The organism is Brevibacillus fortis (assembly GCF_046196545.1).
Classification (GTDB): Bacteria; Bacillota; Bacilli; order Brevibacillales; family Brevibacillaceae; genus Brevibacillus; species Brevibacillus fortis_A.
In genome coordinates this window covers 4,913,665-4,931,239 of sequence record NZ_CP176370.1, presented here as the reverse complement: position 1 = coordinate 4,931,239, position 17,575 = coordinate 4,913,665, and the positions used below count along the sequence as shown (strand labels likewise).

The window sequence follows — 17,575 nt, the reverse complement described above, 5'->3', positions numbered from 1 at the left end:
GCATGGAGGCGGGCAGTGAATCCCCCAGCGGGTGGGACAAGAAGCTGAGCGTTTTCTCCTGTTTCCTCCCCACCACAACAGCGTAACAACCACATTTTTTAGTATTTTTTAACAATGGGTATATACACTAAAAAACCAAAAAATATATGAAAGACAAATGTAAATTGTTTGACTATTGATGGTCGTCGTGTCTATAATTTGGTTATCTTTGTTAGTAATGTTAACTAACTGTGTGGCGGTGATCGATGAAGCGTGCAAGCTCCCAAAAAAACAGGTAACAGCAAACTCGTGAAAAAACTGAATAAAGAAGAAGTATTGCAACAGGTCGTCTTGCACGGGCAAATTTCCCGCGCGGATATCTCCAAACAGACACAGCTCAGCCGTCCGTGTGTTTCCGCCCTCGTAGATGAAATGATCCAGGAAGGCCTCCTGCAAGAAGTAGGAATGGGCGATTCCAAAGGCGGCCGCAAGCCGATTTTATTGGAGTACAACTATCAGGCCTACGCCATTGCCGGAGCGATTTTTGAAGGATCTACCCTGGACATGGCCATCGCGGATATGAAAGGCGAGTTCTTGGCTCGCTATCGCAAACGGCTGGCACAACCAGCGAATGGCGAAACCGTTATCGAAGATTTGGCAGCGGGACTGGATCGCTTGCTGCGTGAAAGTGGCATCCCGCGAGAGCGTCTACTCGGAATGGGCGTCGGCTTGCAAGGGGTTACACAGCGTGGCAGTGGAACCGTCAGCTTTTCACCCAGCACCGGGTGGATGGGTTCACCGATTCAGCAGACTATCGAAGCGCGACTCGGACTGCCCGTCATTATCGACAATGACGTGAATATGATGACACTGGGCGAGTACGTCCGTGGAGCAGGGGTCGGCCATACCAATGTCGTCTACATGTACGTAGGAACAGGGATTGGGGCCGGGATCATTTTGGATGGACAGTTTTATCGGGGAAGTCGTGAGGCAGCAGGAGAAATCGGCTTCATGATGATCGGCCCGGTACATAATCGCCCGAATGGCGCGTCAGGCGTGTTTGAGACGCATTATTCGATTCCGGGCATCCAAGAGCAGGCTAAGGGATTTCTCTCTGACCTTCAGGAAGGGTCGAGTGTCATAGAAGAGCTGATCCGGCACGCCAAACAAAATGCAGAAGCAAAAGAGCTTCTTGCAGATGTGTATCGACATTGGGCGTACGGAATGGCGAACATCATCAGTATTTTGAACCCGGAAATATTGATCCTGAGCGGGGAGATGGTCCACGTCGATGGTGAAGGGGTGAAGCAAATTCACGAATGGCTGAGAGAGTGGGTGCCTGAGGTGCCTAATCTTGAAAAAGCGAGTCTGGGGGAGCGAGCTGGTTTGATTGGTGCTGTCCATAGTGTTTTGGAAGCGTTTCCTTTCACACGACTGCTTGACAAAGAGTGAGAAGAACAAGAGGGGGAGTTCGTTTTGAAGAAGACAACTAGCAAGCTGAAAACATGGATGAAGGGCGTATTTGTCAGCTCCTTGGCTCTGACTGTAGCTGCGTGCGGCAGTGGAGGACAGGAAGCAAAGCCTGCCGACAACAGCGCAGGCGGCCAATCAGGCACGGCTGCTCAACCTGCTGATTCATCGGGTGACCCACAAAGACTGGTGATTTACACCGGACGGGACAAAAACATTTTTGAAATCGTGTTGCCAAAATTCAAAGAAAAATACCCGAACATTGAAGTGGAAACACTCGAAATGGGTGCCCAACAAATTTTGGAGCGCGTTCGTGCAGAGAAGGCGAACCCGCAGGCTGACTTCTGGTGGGGCGGTACCCAATCTGCTCTAGCGACAGCAGCCAATGAAGATCTGTTGGAGCCTTACAAGCCGACTTTTGCAGACAAGGTTCCAGATTTGTACAAAGATCCGCAAGATCGCTGGTATGGCGAAATGCTTTTGCCAGAGGTTATCATGTACAACTCGCAGGTGCTGAAGCCAGAAGAAGCACCACAAGATTGGGACGAATTGATCGATCCGAAATTCAAAGACAAGATCGTCATCCGAAACGTACTGCCGTCCGGCACGATGCGTACCATTTATTCTGCAATGATCTTCCGTCAAGGGGCGGACACTCCTGAAAAAGGTTTTGAATGGCTGACCAAGCTCGATGCCAATACAAAAGAGTACACACAAGACCCGACAAACCTGTATCTGAAGCTGGATCGTCAAGAGGGTGTCATTTCCTTGTGGAACCTCCAAGACGTTCTGATCCAAAGCAAAAAGAACAACCACCCGTATGACTTCATTTATCCGAAGAGCGGGGCACCGATTCTCGTAGACGGCGTGGCTCTGGTAAAAGGCGCGAAAAATCTGGATGCAGCGAAAACGTTTATGGAATTCTTGATGAGTCCTGAAATCGCTGCTCAATTGGCGAAGGAGCGCTTCCAGTTCCCATCTCGTACAGACATCAGCAAGGACGAATTGCCAGACTTCATGAAAAATCTCGAGCTGAAGCCAATGGAACTCGATTGGGCTGTCATGGCTGAAAAAGAAAAAGAGTGGATGCAGCATTGGGATGAAAACATCAAGGGGAAAGGCAAAAAGTAAGGAAGTTTTTTTCCAAGCAGCTAGGCGGGAAGGCGTTGTCCTTTCCGTCTAGTCACTTATAGAAGTTGTTTGAAAACGGCCGTCAGCTTGAAATGACTTGCGATGAAGGAGGAAACACAACCCGATGAGCAGCGTAACACTTGATCACGTTCACAAAAGGTTTGGCCAAGCAAAAGGGGTCGAAGATGTTCACATTCATATCGAATCAGGAGAGTTTTTTACTTTTCTCGGTCCGAGTGGCTGCGGCAAAACGACTACCCTGCGCATGATTGCCGGCTTTTATTATCCAACGGAAGGCCATATCCGCTTTGGATCACAGGAGGTTACATCTCTTCCTCCCCATAAGCGCAATACCGGGATGGTATTCCAAAACTACGCGTTGTTCCCGCACATGACTGTTTTTGAAAATATCGCGTTTGGCTTGCAGGTTCGGAAAGTGAACAAAACAGATGCAAAAGAGCGCGTAGAACGGATCATGAAGCTGGTCCGTCTGGAAGGCTATGGCGAACGCCGCATTGATCAGCTTTCCGGGGGACAACAGCAACGGGTAGCACTGGCACGGGCGCTGGTCATCGAGCCGCAGATTCTGCTGTTGGATGAGCCGCTGTCCAATCTGGATGCGAAGCTTCGCGAAGAAACGCGTTTCGAGATCAAGAGACTCCAGCTAGAGCTGGGGATTACGACGATTTACGTCACGCACGATCAGGCGGAAGCGATGTCCATGTCAGACCGGATTATGGTCATGCAGAGCGGAGAAGTGCAGCAGATCGGCACACCGCATGAGATTTACCATCGTCCCGTAAACCGTTTTGTCGCTTCTTTTATCGGCGAGACGAATCTGTGGGAAGGGACAGTTACAGGGTTTGAAGGCGATGAAGTGCTGGTTCGCACGGCCTCTGGACAAATGCTCAGCGGCTTTAAGAAAAATGCTTCGCCACGTGCACAGCTGTCAGTTGGGGAGAAAGTGACAATGTCCATTCGTCCTGAATCCGTTCTGGAGAGCACAGGCAACGAGGGACAAAATGTAGTAACAGGCTCTGTTGTCATGTCTGAATTTACAGGGGCGTGTGTCAATTACGTCACGGAAGTAGGAGCGGAAAGCCTGCGTAGCATGTCCATCAACCTGGGACGACCGATTAAACAGCGCGGCGATGTCATCGGCCTACATATACCGAAAGAGAGCATTTATTTTGCCGGATAAGGGGGAAGAAGCTTTTGAGAGCAGAGTTGCAGCAAGCGCCGACAGCAGCCAGACGAAAGTCCATCACCGCTTCACCCGCCTTCGTCTACGTGCTGGTATCGCCACTCTTTTTAATATTGTTGGCTTATGTCATTTATCCATTGTTCGAAACGTTCGTTGCGAGTATCAAAATCGATGAAGAAATTACGTGGAAAAACTACATTCGCTTCTTCAGCCTGGAGCATACCGCCAACCTGGAAGCGTTGTGGAACAGTATCTACATATCGGTTCTGAGTGTCATTACGTGCGGAATTGTTGGCGTCGCGATGGCGTTTTTATTGGAACGCTATGATTTTCCTGGACGAAAAATACTTTCTGTGCTGGCTTTGGTTCCGATGGCGTTGCCTCCACTCATTGGTGTTCTCTCGTTTACCTTTTTGTATGGAGAGAGCGGAATTATTCCACGAGCGATCAAAGAGCTGTTCGGGCTTGCCCAGGTTCCTTTCTCGCTAAAAGGAATTTGGGGTGTGGTCGTCGTTCATACGTTTACGATGTACACCTACTTCTTCATGACAGCTACAGCAGCAATCAAGGGACTCGACCCGTCCTTGGAAGAGGCGGCAGCCAGTCTTGGAGCGAATCGCTTTACCGTTTGGCGGCGCATTATTTTGCCGATGCTTACGCCAGCCATGGTCGCGTCTTCACTCTTGGTTTTCATGATTTCGATGGCTTCTTATACGGCGCCACTCATTTTCGGCATTGACCGGACGATGACGATGCAAATCTATTTGTCTCGCACCAATGGGGATTTGGACATGGCTGCGACACAGTCTACGATTCTTTCGATTGTTTCTGTGGCTTTTCTTTTGATCATGCGTTGGTACCAAGGCGCGCGCAACTACCAGAACTTGAGCAAAGGGGTCAGCGTGCATCGTACCGAGATCAAGAGCAAAGCGGGACGCTACACCACGATTGTGCTGTCTTTTATCGGTACAGTCATTCTGATGCTGCCAATTCTCGTATTGGTACTCATCTCCTTCTCGGTGGATGGTACCTGGACGGTGCAAATATTACCTCCGGAGTATACGTTGTCGCATTACATGGATTTGTTCACGGATAGCAAGACATGGCGTCCGATTCTCAACAGCTTGCAGCTGTCCGCTATCGCGGTAATCGGGATCGTCATTTTCGGTGTAGCTGCGGCATATGCCACGGTTCGCCTCAAGTTTCGCGGGAAAACGCTTCTTGATGTGTTGATCATGCTGCCATGGGCATTGCCAGGGACAGTTGTGGCGATCAACCTGATTGCAGCGTTCAGTGAGCCGAATGCATTCAGCTTTGGTCAGGTATTGATCGGATCGTTCTGGATTATTCCGTTGGCGTATTTTGTCCGACATCTACCACTTGTGTTTCGCTCTACAAATGCGACTTTGATGCAGATGGACCCATCTGTAGAGGAGGCTGCGCGGAATCTGGGTGCTTCCTGGTGGTACAGCTTCAGACGTGTCGTGTTCCCGATGGCTTGGGGTGGAATTCTTGCAGGTACGCTTTTGGCATTTGTTCAGTGTATCGGGGAGTTCGTGGCTTCGATTCTGATCTTCACACCGAAGACAACGCCATTGTCTGTCGCGGTATTCCAACGCATGTACAGTAATGAATTCGGCACCGCTTGCGCCTATGGTGTCTTGCAAATCGTGGTCATCATCATCGTGTTGTTCATCTCCAGAAAACTGACCGGAGATAAAGCGGGAACTGCCGTGTAAAGCTGGATGCCTTCGTGAAAAAGGAGGAGCTTCTCGTGGATGTCAGTGAATCGATGGATAAGAAATCTCCGATGGTACAACCGACTAAACTGCCCTGCCCGCCCATTCCCGCATCTGTTCGCACTATGCAGGGGGAACACGGACTGCTCGATCTGTGGAAAGCGATTAAGCCGCTCGCTACCATTGCCAGTGCCATGAACACAGGTGCCCATCCAGACGATGAGCACAGTGCCATGCTCGCTTACTTGGCGCTGGGGAGAGGCGTGTATACCACGAGTGTGATCGCGACAAGAGGGGAAGGCGGCCAAAACGAAATCGGCTGCGAGCAAGGTGCCGCGCTTGGGATTATCCGCACGCGTGAGCTGGAAGAAGCATCATCGCTCGGCAATGTGACGCTTGGCATCTTAAGCGAAGAGCTGGATGATCCCATCCATGATTTCGGGTTCTCCAAATGCGCCGAAGAAACCTTCCGCAAATGGGGCGAAGAGGTCGTGTACGAGCGATTGATTCGAAAAATCAGGGAGCTGCGCCCTGATGTCGTCATTGCTTGCTTTGAAAATGAACCGACGACACACGGACATCACCGGGCGATTACGTTACTGACACAGCGTGCTTTCCACGAAGCAGCCGATCCACAGATTTTTCCGGAGCATAGGCAAGCTGGACTTTTGCCGTGGCAAATGAAAAAGCTGTATCTGCCTATCATGGACAACGATGATTATCACGTCGCTGTACCCGTGGGGGAATACGACCAAATCTACGGCTCATCCTATGTTCAACTTGGTGAGCGATCGAGGTTTATGCATAAGACACAGGGCATGGGTGTTCATTACGATGAAGGCCCAACCTACAATTACTACCGCTTGGATGCATCTGTTTTTCCTGCACCGGAAAAAGAGCGCGACTTTTTTTCCGGACTGCCCGTCAGTTTTGCTGATCTGGCGCAGAGCATCACTGCAAAAGGCGGGCAAGAACTCGCCGAAGTGCTTCACCGTATGCACGATGCGGCTACAGATGTATTAAATGCCTACCCGCGTTTTGCTGAGGTGGCACAAAGGGTTCATCGCATGAAGGCTTTGCTTGTGACTGCACAACAAGAAGTACAGAAGGCTCCACTCGATGAAGAAACAAAGATTGATTTGATGTATCGGCTAGGACTCAAGGAAGCGCAGCTAAACCGTGCCAGTGCCGAGGCTCTGTCTTTGGTCGTGAAAATCAAGCCGGAGACGGGCGAGTGGGTGGCAGGTCAGACGACAACCGTTACCGTAACGGCTTACAACGGCGGCTCGCTTGAGGTGGAGCATGTGCAGCTGCGTATGCGTGTCCCCGCTGGATGGACAGCGAAACCGCTCACGCCTACTGCGTTTCCACGACTTGCTTACAATCAGACGGTGTGCACCGTATTTGAGGTATCGATTCCTGCACAGACGGAGCTGTTCCATCCTTATAAGCCGCCCGTGCTCGATGTCGAGGTGCTCTATTTCGCCTTCGAGACAGCCAGTACGATTCGCGTGGAGCCGGAAAGCCGTGTAGCTGTGCTTCCGCCGTATGCCGTGACGCTGACACCGTCAGATGTGGTGCGAAACACGCTGCATACGGATGAGACGATCCCGGTTAAGGTAACACTGAAACAGTACCGTCCGGGAAGCTCCACAGCCAAGGTCGCTCTCGTTGTCCCGGCAGGCTGGACAGCGGAGCCAGCCTTTGTCGATGTTCCGTTTTCTTTCCGCAGCGAGACGAAAACGATCGCCTTTACTGTTCATTCCACACCGCAGGTGACGAATGGCAAATATCAGATCAGCGCTACGGTAGCGGGGACAGACGGTGTGACAGAGATCGCGCAAGATGTGCAGGTCATTGAATACCCGCATGTCGGCCGAACGTATTTTATCCGGCCCGCTACGCTGACGGTTCAAGCCTTTGACCTGGCCATCCCGAAAAATCAACGGATCGGCTACGTATCCAGCGGCTTTGACAATATGGATAAATACTTGCGCGCAGTTGGGGTGAATTGCCTCAATCTCGACGCAAACGAAATACAATCGGGCGATTTGTCCCGCTACGACACGATTGTCCTCGGGATTCGCGCATACGGATTCCGCCGCGAATTAATCGAGAGCAACCAGCGTCTTTTGCACTATGTAGAAAACGGCGGAAATCTCGTCGTTCAATATCACAAGCCGGAGGACAAATGGAAGCCGCACTTGGCACCTTACCCCATTTTTATCGGCGAATCGCTGATCGATTGGCGGGTGACCAATGAGCAATCAGACGTCCGTATGCTGGCCCCTGACCATCCGATGTTTCAGGAGCCCAACGTAATTACCCAAGCAGACTGGGATGGATGGGTGCAGGAGCGCTCCATCTACAATCCTTCTCGCTGGGGAAGCGAGTATACCGAGCTGATTGCGACAAGTGATCCGGGAGAACCGGAGTTCCGTGGCATTTTCCTTACGGCGCACTTTGGGAAAGGGACATACACCTACAGCTCGCTTGCCTGGTTCCGCGAGATTCCACAGCTAGTCCCTGGCGCTTTTCGTTTGTTCGTCAACATGATCAGTCAGAAGCAGTAATGCCCCATCCACTCCGGGCCAACCGTGGGTCGATCCATGGCTACATCAATGAGATGCAAACGTACAGACCGCCATGATTGATATAGACATCAATCTGAATGGAATGGAGGAGTTGTTCATTGAGTAAGGGGAAACTTGCCAAGCTGTACACGATTACGACTGCAGCGGTGCTAGCCACGAGTCTGATTATGCCGGTAGCACCCGAGACTGCCCATGCAGATCGCGGGGTTGTCGATCTGTGGAAAGCCATCAAGCCGCTCACCACGATTGCCAGTGCGATGAACACCGGAGCACATCCGGACGATGAGCACAGTTCGATGCTCGCGTATTTGTCGCTTGGGAAAGGGGTGGATACATCCAGTGTCATTGCGAACCGAGGCGAGGGAGGACAGAACGAGATAGGCAGCGAGCTGGGTAATGCGCTGGGGATCATTCGTACCCGCGAATTGCAGGAAGCTTCCAAAATCACGAACATCCATCTGGAGAACCTCAGTGAAAAAATCGACGACCCTATTTTTGACTTCGGCTTTTCCAAAAGCCCGGATGAAACCTTGCAAAAATGGGGCGAGGATGTAGCGTACGAAAAGCTCATCCGCCGTATCCGGACACTGAGACCCGATGTCGTGATTCCCGCATTTTTGAACGAACCTTCGACTCACGGTCATCATCGCGCGATTAATGTCATTACGGTACGGGCATTCAAGGATGCCGCAGATCCAAACGTTTTTCCGCAGCATGCAAAGGAAGGCTTGGCTCCTTGGCAGGTGAAGAAGCTATATCTGCCTGCAAAGGAAAAGGATTACTCAGTCAAGGTGCCTGTTGGCGACTATGACGAAATTTATGGTGCCTCTTACGTCCAACTCGGCGAAGAATCCCGTTTCATGCACAAGAGCCAGGGCATGGGACGTCATTATGATGAGGGGCCAAGCTTCAATTATTACAAGCTCGATCAATCCATCGTAGAGACAAAAGACAAGGAAGCAGACTTTTTTGAGGGAATTGCCTATTCGTTTGACGATTTAGCCAAGGAAGTGGCCAGCCAGTCTGGCGGGGAAAAAGTCGCGGGTGAACTGAAAAAGCTGCAAAAGGATGCCGCAGAGGTCATTGCTGCGTACCCAAGCTTTGCCTCAGTAGCCAAGGAAGCGCATGAAATGCTGGCAGATGTGGAAAAAGCGACGGCAGTAGTCGAAGCGTCCTCCTTGCCAACTGACACGAAATCAGATTTGCGCCATCGTTTGGGAGTGAAGAAATCCCAGCTGAACAAGGCTAGTGCCGAAGCGCTCTCGCTCGTAACCAAGGTAAAGCCTGAGACAACGGAGCTGGTAGCAGGCCAAACGACAAAAGTAACGGTCACGGCTTACAACGGCGGCCAAGCAAAAGTCGGGAAGATCAATCTCGCGCTGCATGTACCAAAAGGCTGGCAAGCCAAGCCGCAATCGACCACCAGTTTCTCATCGCTCGGCTACAATCAGACGGTGAAAACGACATTTGATGTCACGGTTCCGTCAAATGCTGCTCTGTTCCAACCGTACGCCGCTCCAGCCATTACGGCAGACGTCAGCTACAGCTTTGCAGGCTCGACGGCGAATAGCCATGTGACACCAGCAGATGCCATTGCAGTTCTTCCATCTTTTTCTATGGTGCTGAGTCCCAATGCGACGGTTTTGTATACGCAGAAGCCAGAGGAGCCAATCCCGGTCAAGGTTACGGTGAAAAACTACAATCCAGGTGCAGCGAAAACAACGATCTCTCTCGATGTGCCAAAAGGCTGGAGTGTAGAACCACAAGCAGCACCACTCGCCTTTGAGGCCAAGGGAGAAACGAAGTCGGTTGCCTTTACAGTCAAAGCAGATGCTTCGGTCCAACCAGATAAGTATACGGTGACAGCAGTAGCATCTGGCAGTGGTAAAGAGAGTCGACACGGCGCCCAAGTCATCCGTTACCCGCATATCGGCACGACATACTTTGTCCAGCCAGCGGCGCTTGCGATCCAAGCATTTGACCTGAAGGTACCGGAAGGATTGAAGGTCGGTTACGTATCCAGTGGCTTTGACAATATCGATCAGTATTTGTCCCAACTGGGAGTCAATGTGACCAATCTGTCGGCAAAAGACATCGAGTCTGGCAATCTGGATCAATACGATACGATCGTGCTGGGTATTCGCGCTTATGGTTTCCGACCAGAGCTGATTCCTTCCAATGCACGTTTGCTGAAATACGTGGAAAACGGCGGAAATCTGGTCGTGCAATACCACAAGCCAGAGGATAAATGGAAGCCGGAGCTGGCTCCTTATCCGATCAAAATCGGTGCTCCGCTGATTCAATGGCGTGTGACAGACGAAAACTCCAAAGTGACAGTACTGGCGCCTGATCATGCCTTGTTCCATTCGCCAAACAAAATCACAGAGGAAGATTGGGACAACTGGATTCAGGATCGTTCCGCTTACAATCCGTCCGAGTGGGGCAAGGAATACACAGAGCTCATCTCCAATGGAGACGAAGGCGAGAAGGAATTTACGGGTACGTACCTCACTGCCAAGTATGGAAAAGGAACGTATACCTACAGCTCGCTCGTGTGGTATCGCGAAATTCCGTCACTCGTACCGGGTGCGATCCGATTGTTTGTCAACATGATCAGCCCACAGCAGTAATCATAGTAGAAGGGAAGGCGATCGTTCGACGGTCGCCTCCCTCCTAAAAGAAGATCAGACGCAAAAATAGAAGCAGCTTACGAATGGATAGGGAAGGAGATGCAAGAAAGATGAATTACAGAGAGCGAATTTTTCAACAGGAGGGAGCCAGTTTCCCTGGCAAGACATACGTGGAGGCGGTTTTGGAGCCTGCATTCAACGAAGCGAAGCACCATTTGCTGCATCCGATGATGGCGATCAACAAGGCACATCTGATCATGCTTCGTGAACAAGAATTGCTCACAGACGATGAGGCCAAAAGAATTGCTGGTGCACTGTGTGGGATCGAAATGGAAGAGCTGCGCCAATCGCATTACACCGGACAGTTTGAAGATTTGTTCTTTCAGGTAGAGAGCCGTTTGCTGGAACTGGCTCCTGATGTGGCAGGAAATCTGCATCTGGCTCGCAGCCGCAACGACATGGGGATTACCATTTACCGCATGGTGCTGCGTGAAAAATTGTTGGTGACCTTGGCTTCTGCCCTCTATCTGAAAGAGCATTTGCTCCTCTTTGCAAATGAGCATGTGGATACGATTATGATTGGCTACACACACACGCAGCAGGCACAGCCGACGACAATGGCGCATTACATCATGGCGGCTACTGACATGCTCAGCCGTGATATCAAGCGACTGATCCAAGCCTATCACACAGTCAATCGCTCACCGATGGGGGCCGCGGCCTTGACGACTTCTGGCTTTGCGATCAGCCGGGAACGGATGCGCGAATTGCTCGGATTTGATGAGTTGGTGGAAAATTCCTATGATGCCGTCTGCGGCGCGGATTATTTGGGAGAAGTAGCGACAGCCGTACAATTGGCAGCGATTAATTTGGGGCGTACGGTTCAAGATATGTTGCTGTGGTGCACACAAGAATTCGCGGGGTTAAAAGTCGCGAGTCCATACGTGCAGATCAGTTCCATCATGCCGCAAAAGCGAAATCCGGTTTCCTTTGAACATATGCGCTCTCTGTTGTCCAGTGCAGCAGGAAATGCGACGACAGTGCTTACGATGATGCACAATACGCCTTTTGGCGATATCGTGGATACCGAGGATGACATGCAGCCATACGCGTGGCGGAGCATGGGAGTACTCGAGCAGATGTATCGCTTGATGGCGAGTGTTGTGGGGACGATGGAAGTGAACAAGGACGTCCTGTTGGAGCGGGCAAAGGGCAGCTTTGCGACCGTCACAGAGCTGGCGGATACATTGGTGCGCACGGATCAACTTTCGTTCCGTAAATCTCATCACATCGTAAGTCGTGTGGTAAAAGAAGCGATGAGCGAGCAACTCGCTGCGAACCAAATCAGCTTGGAGCTGGTAAACCGTGCAGCCGTGGAAGTAATCGGGCGGGAGCTGTCGCTCACAGCAGAAGAGCTCAGACTGGCGCTTGACCCCGTTCATTTCGTAATGATCCGCAAGCTTCCTGGTGGACCAAATCCAGAGGAAATGAAGCGCATGATCGCCGCTCGCCAAGCGGTTCTCCAGCAGGAAACAGAATGGCTGGCACAGAAAAAGCAGGCGATTGCGAATGTGATGAAAGGGTTAGATCAGATGACAGCTGAATGGAGTGTGGGGTAATGGCAGTGGTGCGAATACCTCTTCTGGCAGTGGACGGAGGGGGCACCAAGTGTCTGGCGGTACTGGTGGACCGCTCCAGAAATGAAATCGGTGCAGGACGCTCCGGTTCATGCAATTATCAAGGGATCGGGGAGGAAGCGGCAGCTCGTGAGTTGGTTGCAGCGATCAGCCAAGCTCTGGACGATGCGATCGCACGTCAAACAGTTGCCCCCTTTATGAGCAGCATTCCGACACCAGATGGACCAATCGAATGGGAAATCGAGTGCGCGGTGTTCGGGATCGCTGGCTTGGACACGGAGTATGATCGACAGGTGATCTCGCGGATGGTGAGCAAGGTGCTGCACCAGCTCGGTATTCGCGTCCAGCATCTGATCGTGGAAAACGACGGGTTTGCGGCATTGCTCGGTGCGACCGGAGGCAAACCCGGCATTCTGGTCATCGCAGGCACAGGCTCGATTGCCTTTGGTGTAAACGATGAACAGGAAACGGCGCGAGCAGGAGGCTGGGGGCATCGGGTCGGTGACGAGGGCAGTGGCTACTGGATCGGCAAGCAAGCGATTATGGCTGTATTAAAGGCAGCGGATGGCCGCGGCGAGCCGACCGTATTGAAGGAGCTGCTCCTCCCGCACGTTGGACTGGGACGCGTAGATGAATTGTTTAACTGGACGTACAGTGAGCATTATTCCGTAGAGAAGGTAGCAGAGCTGTCGCCGTTGGTCAGTCAAGCGGCACTTGCCGGAGATATGGTGGCAGCAGCTATCTTGCGGGTCGCAGGCGAAGAGCTTTTCGACGCTGCTCGGGCTGTCATTGATACGTTGCAAATGAAAGCAAAGCCGTTTCAGATGATCATGCAGGGAGGCGTTTTGCAAAACGATGATCGCGTGCGAGAGATCGTCGTAGAGCGCGTCCGAGAGTACGCTTCGCAGGTTGTCATCGAAAATGCGCAAAACGATCCGATTTACGGTGTCATAGCAAAAGGATTGGCTTATTTAGAACGCCAATTGGACGGCAAGTGAGGTGCCAGAAATGAAAAAAGTAATGGTCGTCTTTCCACATCCGGACGATGAGTCTTTTGCCTGCGGGGGAACGTTGGCAAAGTGCAAGGACGCCGGACATGAAACGTGTTATTTGTGCATTACCTCCGGCTGCAAAGGACGCAGCGGTCCATTCGATATCGATTGCAGAAAAAAGCTGGCAAAACATCGAGAGCTAGAACTGAAAACAGCGGCAGAAGTGCTCGGAATCAGTCGTCTCGACTTGTTCCGGTACCCGGATGGTTCCTTGCAAAATGCCGATCTGGATGAGCTGGTGGGTAAGATTCGGGAAGCGATAGAGGAATGGAAGCCCCATGTCGTCGTTACGTTTCCGCCGGACGGGGTAACGGGTCATCCCGATCATATCGTCACGTGCGAGGCGACGACGCGAGCGGTCGAACAAGCGGAAGCGAGCTTGACTCCGGCAGAATATCCTGATCTGTACTACGTTTCGATCCCGCACTACTACGATCATTGCCCGGATCATGGTCCAAAGCCAGCAGTTCCGATTACAGGCAAGGTCGATATTTCGGGCTATCGGAAACAAAAAGGAGAGGCGCTGAAGGCTCACTTGAGTCAGGAGTATTCCGTGAATCGCGCTTATCCGGGTGTTATCGATGGGGACTTTGGCGTCATTGGCTGCTATGAATATTTTACTTTGGTGCGGTCAGCAGGCAAGGCGATCGAGCCGGTTAGTGTGGGTGGCAGTATTCCTGTCATTGAGCTGTAGTCTAAAAAGTAGAAAGGGCTGACTAGCATGATTCTTGCTTGTCAGCCTTTTTCATTGGATAGCCCATCAGGCGGATTGTTTTACCCTGCTAGATTTGCTTACAATGTGGTCAGAAGCAAATTGGAAATCAAAGGGAGAGAAGACATGTCACACAGAGTATATTTATATAACGTCAGTGAACCTTCTCAAGCACAAGAAAACGACACGATGATGGTGGAATGGGGCTATGAGGTTCCCCTACTCTTGCAGCCGCTCTTCATAGAAGGTGGTTTGATCGCCGGAAATAACTACAACAACCATACCGAACCGGATAATTCCGGACTCTATTACGACGCGCAGGCAGGCATCGAAAACGCGAAGCGATTTTACGATTTCCTGGAGAGACAGGAAGGGTTAATCGGTAACAAAGAAGCATTTTTGGAAGCGAGAAATCAGCTTTTCAGCTATCTGGAAAAACGAACGCTTCCGTATTTTCACATCGATGCCTGGGACGTATTCAATATGGATGACATCCCTCATGACGAGCAGGCGGAAACTTTGCTCGCCAATATTGCCCATAACAACGAGATCATGACAAAGGCAATGGACAACGATGACATCTCGTTATTGAACTACTCCGAATTGATGGACGTGAACCCGGGCTTTGGTTCTTTTGCCGAGCTGCTCAATTATGAGGACTACCAATACGGCTGGGGACACATCTGGCAGCCTTATGAAGAACAGCCCGACGTGGAGATTTTTGAGGAAGCCGGCTTGCTTGGTCTCAAAGACGCAGAGGGAAACGTATTACTTGCCCCTCAGTTCGATGCCTTTTACGATTTCGCTTCCGAAGATCTCGCCGTAGTCGCTAGAGATGGCAAATATGGCTACGTACATAAATCCGGGAGAATCGTCATTCCATTGGAGTGGGAGGATGCCTATGATTTTGAATACGGCTCTGCTGGCGCCATTGTCAGACGAAACGATCGATATGGTTTAATCAATCTCGAAGGCAAAACAATTGTCCCGACCCACTATGAAGAATTGGAACCGCTCGATTACCAAGGATTTTATTCGGCAAAGAAAGACGGAAAATGGGGCGTGCTGGACCAAGCTGGTTCTGTAACGATAGATTTTGAGCATGAAGAAGCTTTCAAGTGTGGGGACGGCTTTTACCATACGGCGGTCAAAGGCAGGAAAAACCGGAAAATCTTTAATGAAGATTGGCAATACGTCGGAGACTTCCCACTGACGGCGGTCGAGCACATCGGCGAAGGACTTCTTCTCGTCAAACCGCACAAGGATGCAAGTCACAGCACCTTGTACAAAAAAGACGGCACTGTTGGCGCATCCGGCTTCGATAAACTGAATCGTCAAACCCATTTTCCAAATCTGCTCGTTCTGCGCAAGGGGAAGAAGTACGCCGCTTATGGCAAGCAGCAGGAGAGCCTTCTGTTGCCGTACGAATACGATGAACTGATTGATTTGCAGGTTTATACGGAGGCAGGGCAGGGCAATCAGGTGCTGGCGAAAAAAGATGGAAAGCTAGGCGTTTTTCATGGAAATGCCGATCAACCAGCGTGGTTATTCCCCTTAGACGATTATGAGAACATTTTTTGGCTGCATCAGGATGCCTATGCCTTGAAGAGAGATGGATTATGGAGCATTGCCTTTTCGCCGGAAAAGCGATGGAGTGATTTCGAATTCGATCTGGTGGTGAAAAAGGCGCTGGTCGAGGGTTTTGCTTATGCCTTCAAGGGTCACGACGTTTATTTAGTAAGCGAGTACGGGCTGTCGCGGGCAGATAAAACGCTCGTGCTGGAGGAAGTGGAAGATCGTTATTACAGCTATTATTTTGATGCCGAGGTTCGCAAGCGACTGCTGGCCTATGCCAATGGAGAGCAATCCGATGGTGACAGCGTAGATCAGTACACGCCAGTAGAAACGCTGTACAACCTGGGCATGGAAGCGTATGAAGCAGGTGATTATGAGAAAGCCATTCTGTACGATACGCTTGCTGCCCAAAAGGGCTATGCCCCATCCATGAACAACCTTGCCCATATGTATTACAGTCTGGAAGGCTTCGAGGATGCTGATAAAGCTTTTTACTGGTATGAATTAGGGGCTGCGGCAGGCAACCATCATGCTATGAATGGATTAGGCTGCTGCTATCGACATGGTATCGGCACGGAGCCTGATGCCGATAAAGCATTGTACTGGATGGGCAAGGCCACAGAATACGGTCATGCGCTGGCACACAACAATCTTGGCGCAACCTATTATGACGGGGAGCTGGTGCCGCAAGATTTGGACAAGGCTCTCTGGCATTATGAACAGGGGGAGTTGTTGGGCTCTCCGGTTTTTGATTGGCTTGGCTATTTGCATGATTCAAAAGGGAATTACGAAAAGGCGCTGCATTATTATCAGCAGGATTACGAAGCAGGCAGCGATTTCAGTGCCTATAATTTGGGGATTTTCTACAGTAATGGGTATGGTACAGCCAAAAATATCGACGCCGCCATCACTTATTTTCATGCTGCTTTGGAAAGAGATTACCCGCATGCACATATCGAACTGGCAAGAATTTACCGGAATGAAGCGCAACATGTGGACGAGCTTCTGGCGAAACATCACCTCGAAGAAGCAGAGAAGGCAGGTCTTGATATCCCTGAGGAGCTCACACAATCGTAGAAAAAGCAAAAAGCGGATCGACAGGAAAAGTCGTCGGTCCGCTTCCAACTAACCAGCATGTTAAACAACGGCTTCCACTTCAATTTCAACGAGCAGACGCGGGTCAATCAATGCCTTGACCTCAACCATCGTAGCGACAGGCTGAATCTCGCGAAAAAACTCTCCGTGTGCTTTTCCGATCTCTTCCCACTTGCTGATATCCGTTACAAACATTCGCGTTCTAACCACATGAGACATATCAGCATCTAATTCTCGCAATGCTTTTTCAATCGTCTCTAGGATGAACCTTGTTTGCTCATAGGCATCGCCCACACCAACGACTTCTCCGTCCTTCATGGCAGTAGTGCCAGCCACTTCAATACGGTCGCCGACTCGAATTGCGCGGCAATAGCCCACGACAGGTTCCCAAGGCGAACCCGTGAATACTTTCTTTCGATTCATAGTAGAAAGCCCCTCTCTTATCCGCAATAATTGGAATATACTACAAAAAAGAAGGCGAGTGGAGCGGATGATGGATTTTTTTCTCACCTTTTTTTCCAAGTACAAATGCTTGATCCACACCGCGTTTGGTTCTGAAGAATACATACGCGTGGTAAACAAGCTAAGTGCTCATGGCATTCGTTTTCGCACACGCATTCACTCTCATGCAGTTCGTCATTTAGGGGGAGACATGGGGATGTTGCCCCCAGAAAAAGACCATAAGCAGTATGACATCTACGTGGAAAAAGAAGAGGAACACCGAGCAAATTTGGCGATTCATTCCCGTTGATGGATA

12 protein-coding genes are annotated in these 17,575 nt (G+C 50.8%); 11 read left to right on the top strand and 1 reads right to left on the bottom strand.

Annotated elements, in window-relative coordinates:
* Positions 1-252 precede the first annotated feature (252 nt).
* From ACKKE8_RS24200 to ACKKE8_RS24155, 10 genes are all read left to right on the top strand, one after another.
* Positions 253-1,431, top strand: a complete 1,179-nt coding sequence (locus ACKKE8_RS24200) for an ROK family protein (RefSeq protein WP_007726551.1) — start codon at positions 253-255, stop codon at positions 1,429-1,431.
* Between the two features lie 24 nt (positions 1,432-1,455).
* Positions 1,456-2,580 (top strand): extracellular solute-binding protein, encoded by a 1,125-nt coding sequence (locus ACKKE8_RS24195; protein ID WP_409175258.1) that lies wholly within the window; start codon positions 1,456-1,458, stop codon positions 2,578-2,580.
* A gap of 124 nt (positions 2,581-2,704) precedes the next feature.
* Positions 2,705-3,781 carry an ABC transporter ATP-binding protein gene (locus ACKKE8_RS24190; RefSeq protein ID WP_409175257.1) on the top strand — a complete coding sequence of 359 codons (1,077 nt, stop codon included), beginning with the start codon at positions 2,705-2,707 and terminating at the stop codon, positions 3,779-3,781.
* A gap of 14 nt (positions 3,782-3,795) precedes the next feature.
* Positions 3,796-5,523, top strand: coding sequence for an ABC transporter permease (locus tag ACKKE8_RS24185; RefSeq protein WP_409175256.1), 1,728 nt, complete (start codon positions 3,796-3,798; stop codon positions 5,521-5,523).
* Positions 5,524-5,576: 53 nt separating this feature from the next.
* Positions 5,577-8,096, top strand: a complete 2,520-nt coding sequence (locus ACKKE8_RS24180; RefSeq protein ID WP_409179190.1) for an NEW3 domain-containing protein — start codon at positions 5,577-5,579, stop codon at positions 8,094-8,096.
* Between the two features lie 119 nt (positions 8,097-8,215).
* Positions 8,216-10,747, top strand: a complete 2,532-nt coding sequence (locus tag ACKKE8_RS24175; RefSeq protein WP_409175255.1) for an NEW3 domain-containing protein — start codon at positions 8,216-8,218, stop codon at positions 10,745-10,747.
* A 110-nt stretch (positions 10,748-10,857) separates the two neighbouring features.
* Entirely contained in the window at positions 10,858-12,366 is a 1,509-nt protein-coding gene (gene argH, locus ACKKE8_RS24170) for an argininosuccinate lyase (protein ID WP_409175254.1), read from the top strand.
* Positions 12,366-13,382: an N-acetylglucosamine kinase gene (locus tag ACKKE8_RS24165; RefSeq protein WP_409175253.1), complete on the top strand. Its 1,017-nt coding sequence runs from the start codon at positions 12,366-12,368 to the stop codon at positions 13,380-13,382. Before argH ends, ACKKE8_RS24165 begins: the two co-directional genes overlap by 1 nt.
* A gap of 10 nt (positions 13,383-13,392) precedes the next feature.
* Positions 13,393-14,130 carry a PIG-L deacetylase family protein gene (locus ACKKE8_RS24160; protein WP_409175252.1) on the top strand — a complete coding sequence of 246 codons (738 nt, stop codon included), beginning with the start codon at positions 13,393-13,395 and terminating at the stop codon, positions 14,128-14,130.
* Positions 14,131-14,274: 144 nt separating this feature from the next.
* The gene (locus ACKKE8_RS24155) at positions 14,275-16,800 is read left to right on the top strand and encodes an SEL1-like repeat protein (RefSeq protein WP_409175251.1); all 2,526 of its coding nucleotides are present in this window, start codon (positions 14,275-14,277) and stop codon (positions 16,798-16,800) included.
* 60 nt (positions 16,801-16,860) lie between these two features.
* Here the strand turns inward: ACKKE8_RS24155 and ACKKE8_RS24150 are convergent, their stop codons facing one another.
* The gene (locus ACKKE8_RS24150; RefSeq protein WP_409175250.1) at positions 16,861-17,241 is read right to left on the bottom strand and encodes a RidA family protein; all 381 of its coding nucleotides are present in this window, start codon (positions 17,239-17,241) and stop codon (positions 16,861-16,863) included.
* 67 nt (positions 17,242-17,308) lie between these two features.
* Here ACKKE8_RS24150 and ACKKE8_RS24145 point away from each other — a divergent pair, with 67 nt between their 5' ends.
* The gene (locus tag ACKKE8_RS24145) at positions 17,309-17,569 is read left to right on the top strand and encodes a hypothetical protein (RefSeq protein ID WP_409175249.1); all 261 of its coding nucleotides are present in this window, start codon (positions 17,309-17,311) and stop codon (positions 17,567-17,569) included.
* The last annotated feature ends 6 nt before the right edge of the window (positions 17,570-17,575 follow it).

Excerpts from the sequence above, each read along its gene's own strand:
- ACKKE8_RS24150 (WP_409175250.1), bottom strand. The coding sequence starts at position 17,241 with ATGAATCGAAAGAAAGTATTCACGGGTTCGCCTTGGGAACCTGTCGTG.
- ACKKE8_RS24145 (WP_409175249.1), top strand. The coding sequence starts at position 17,309 with ATGATGGATTTTTTTCTCACCTTTTTTTCCAAGTACAAATGCTTGATC.
- ACKKE8_RS24160 (WP_409175252.1), top strand. The coding sequence starts at position 13,393 with ATGAAAAAAGTAATGGTCGTCTTTCCACATCCGGACGATGAGTCTTTT.
- ACKKE8_RS24155 (WP_409175251.1), top strand. The coding sequence starts at position 14,275 with ATGTCACACAGAGTATATTTATATAACGTCAGTGAACCTTCTCAAGCA.
- argH (WP_409175254.1), top strand. The coding sequence starts at position 10,858 with ATGAATTACAGAGAGCGAATTTTTCAACAGGAGGGAGCCAGTTTCCCT.
- ACKKE8_RS24180 (WP_409179190.1), top strand. The coding sequence starts at position 5,577 with ATGGATAAGAAATCTCCGATGGTACAACCGACTAAACTGCCCTGCCCG.
- ACKKE8_RS24165 (WP_409175253.1), top strand. The coding sequence starts at position 12,366 with ATGGCAGTGGTGCGAATACCTCTTCTGGCAGTGGACGGAGGGGGCACC.
- ACKKE8_RS24190 (WP_409175257.1), top strand. The coding sequence starts at position 2,705 with ATGAGCAGCGTAACACTTGATCACGTTCACAAAAGGTTTGGCCAAGCA.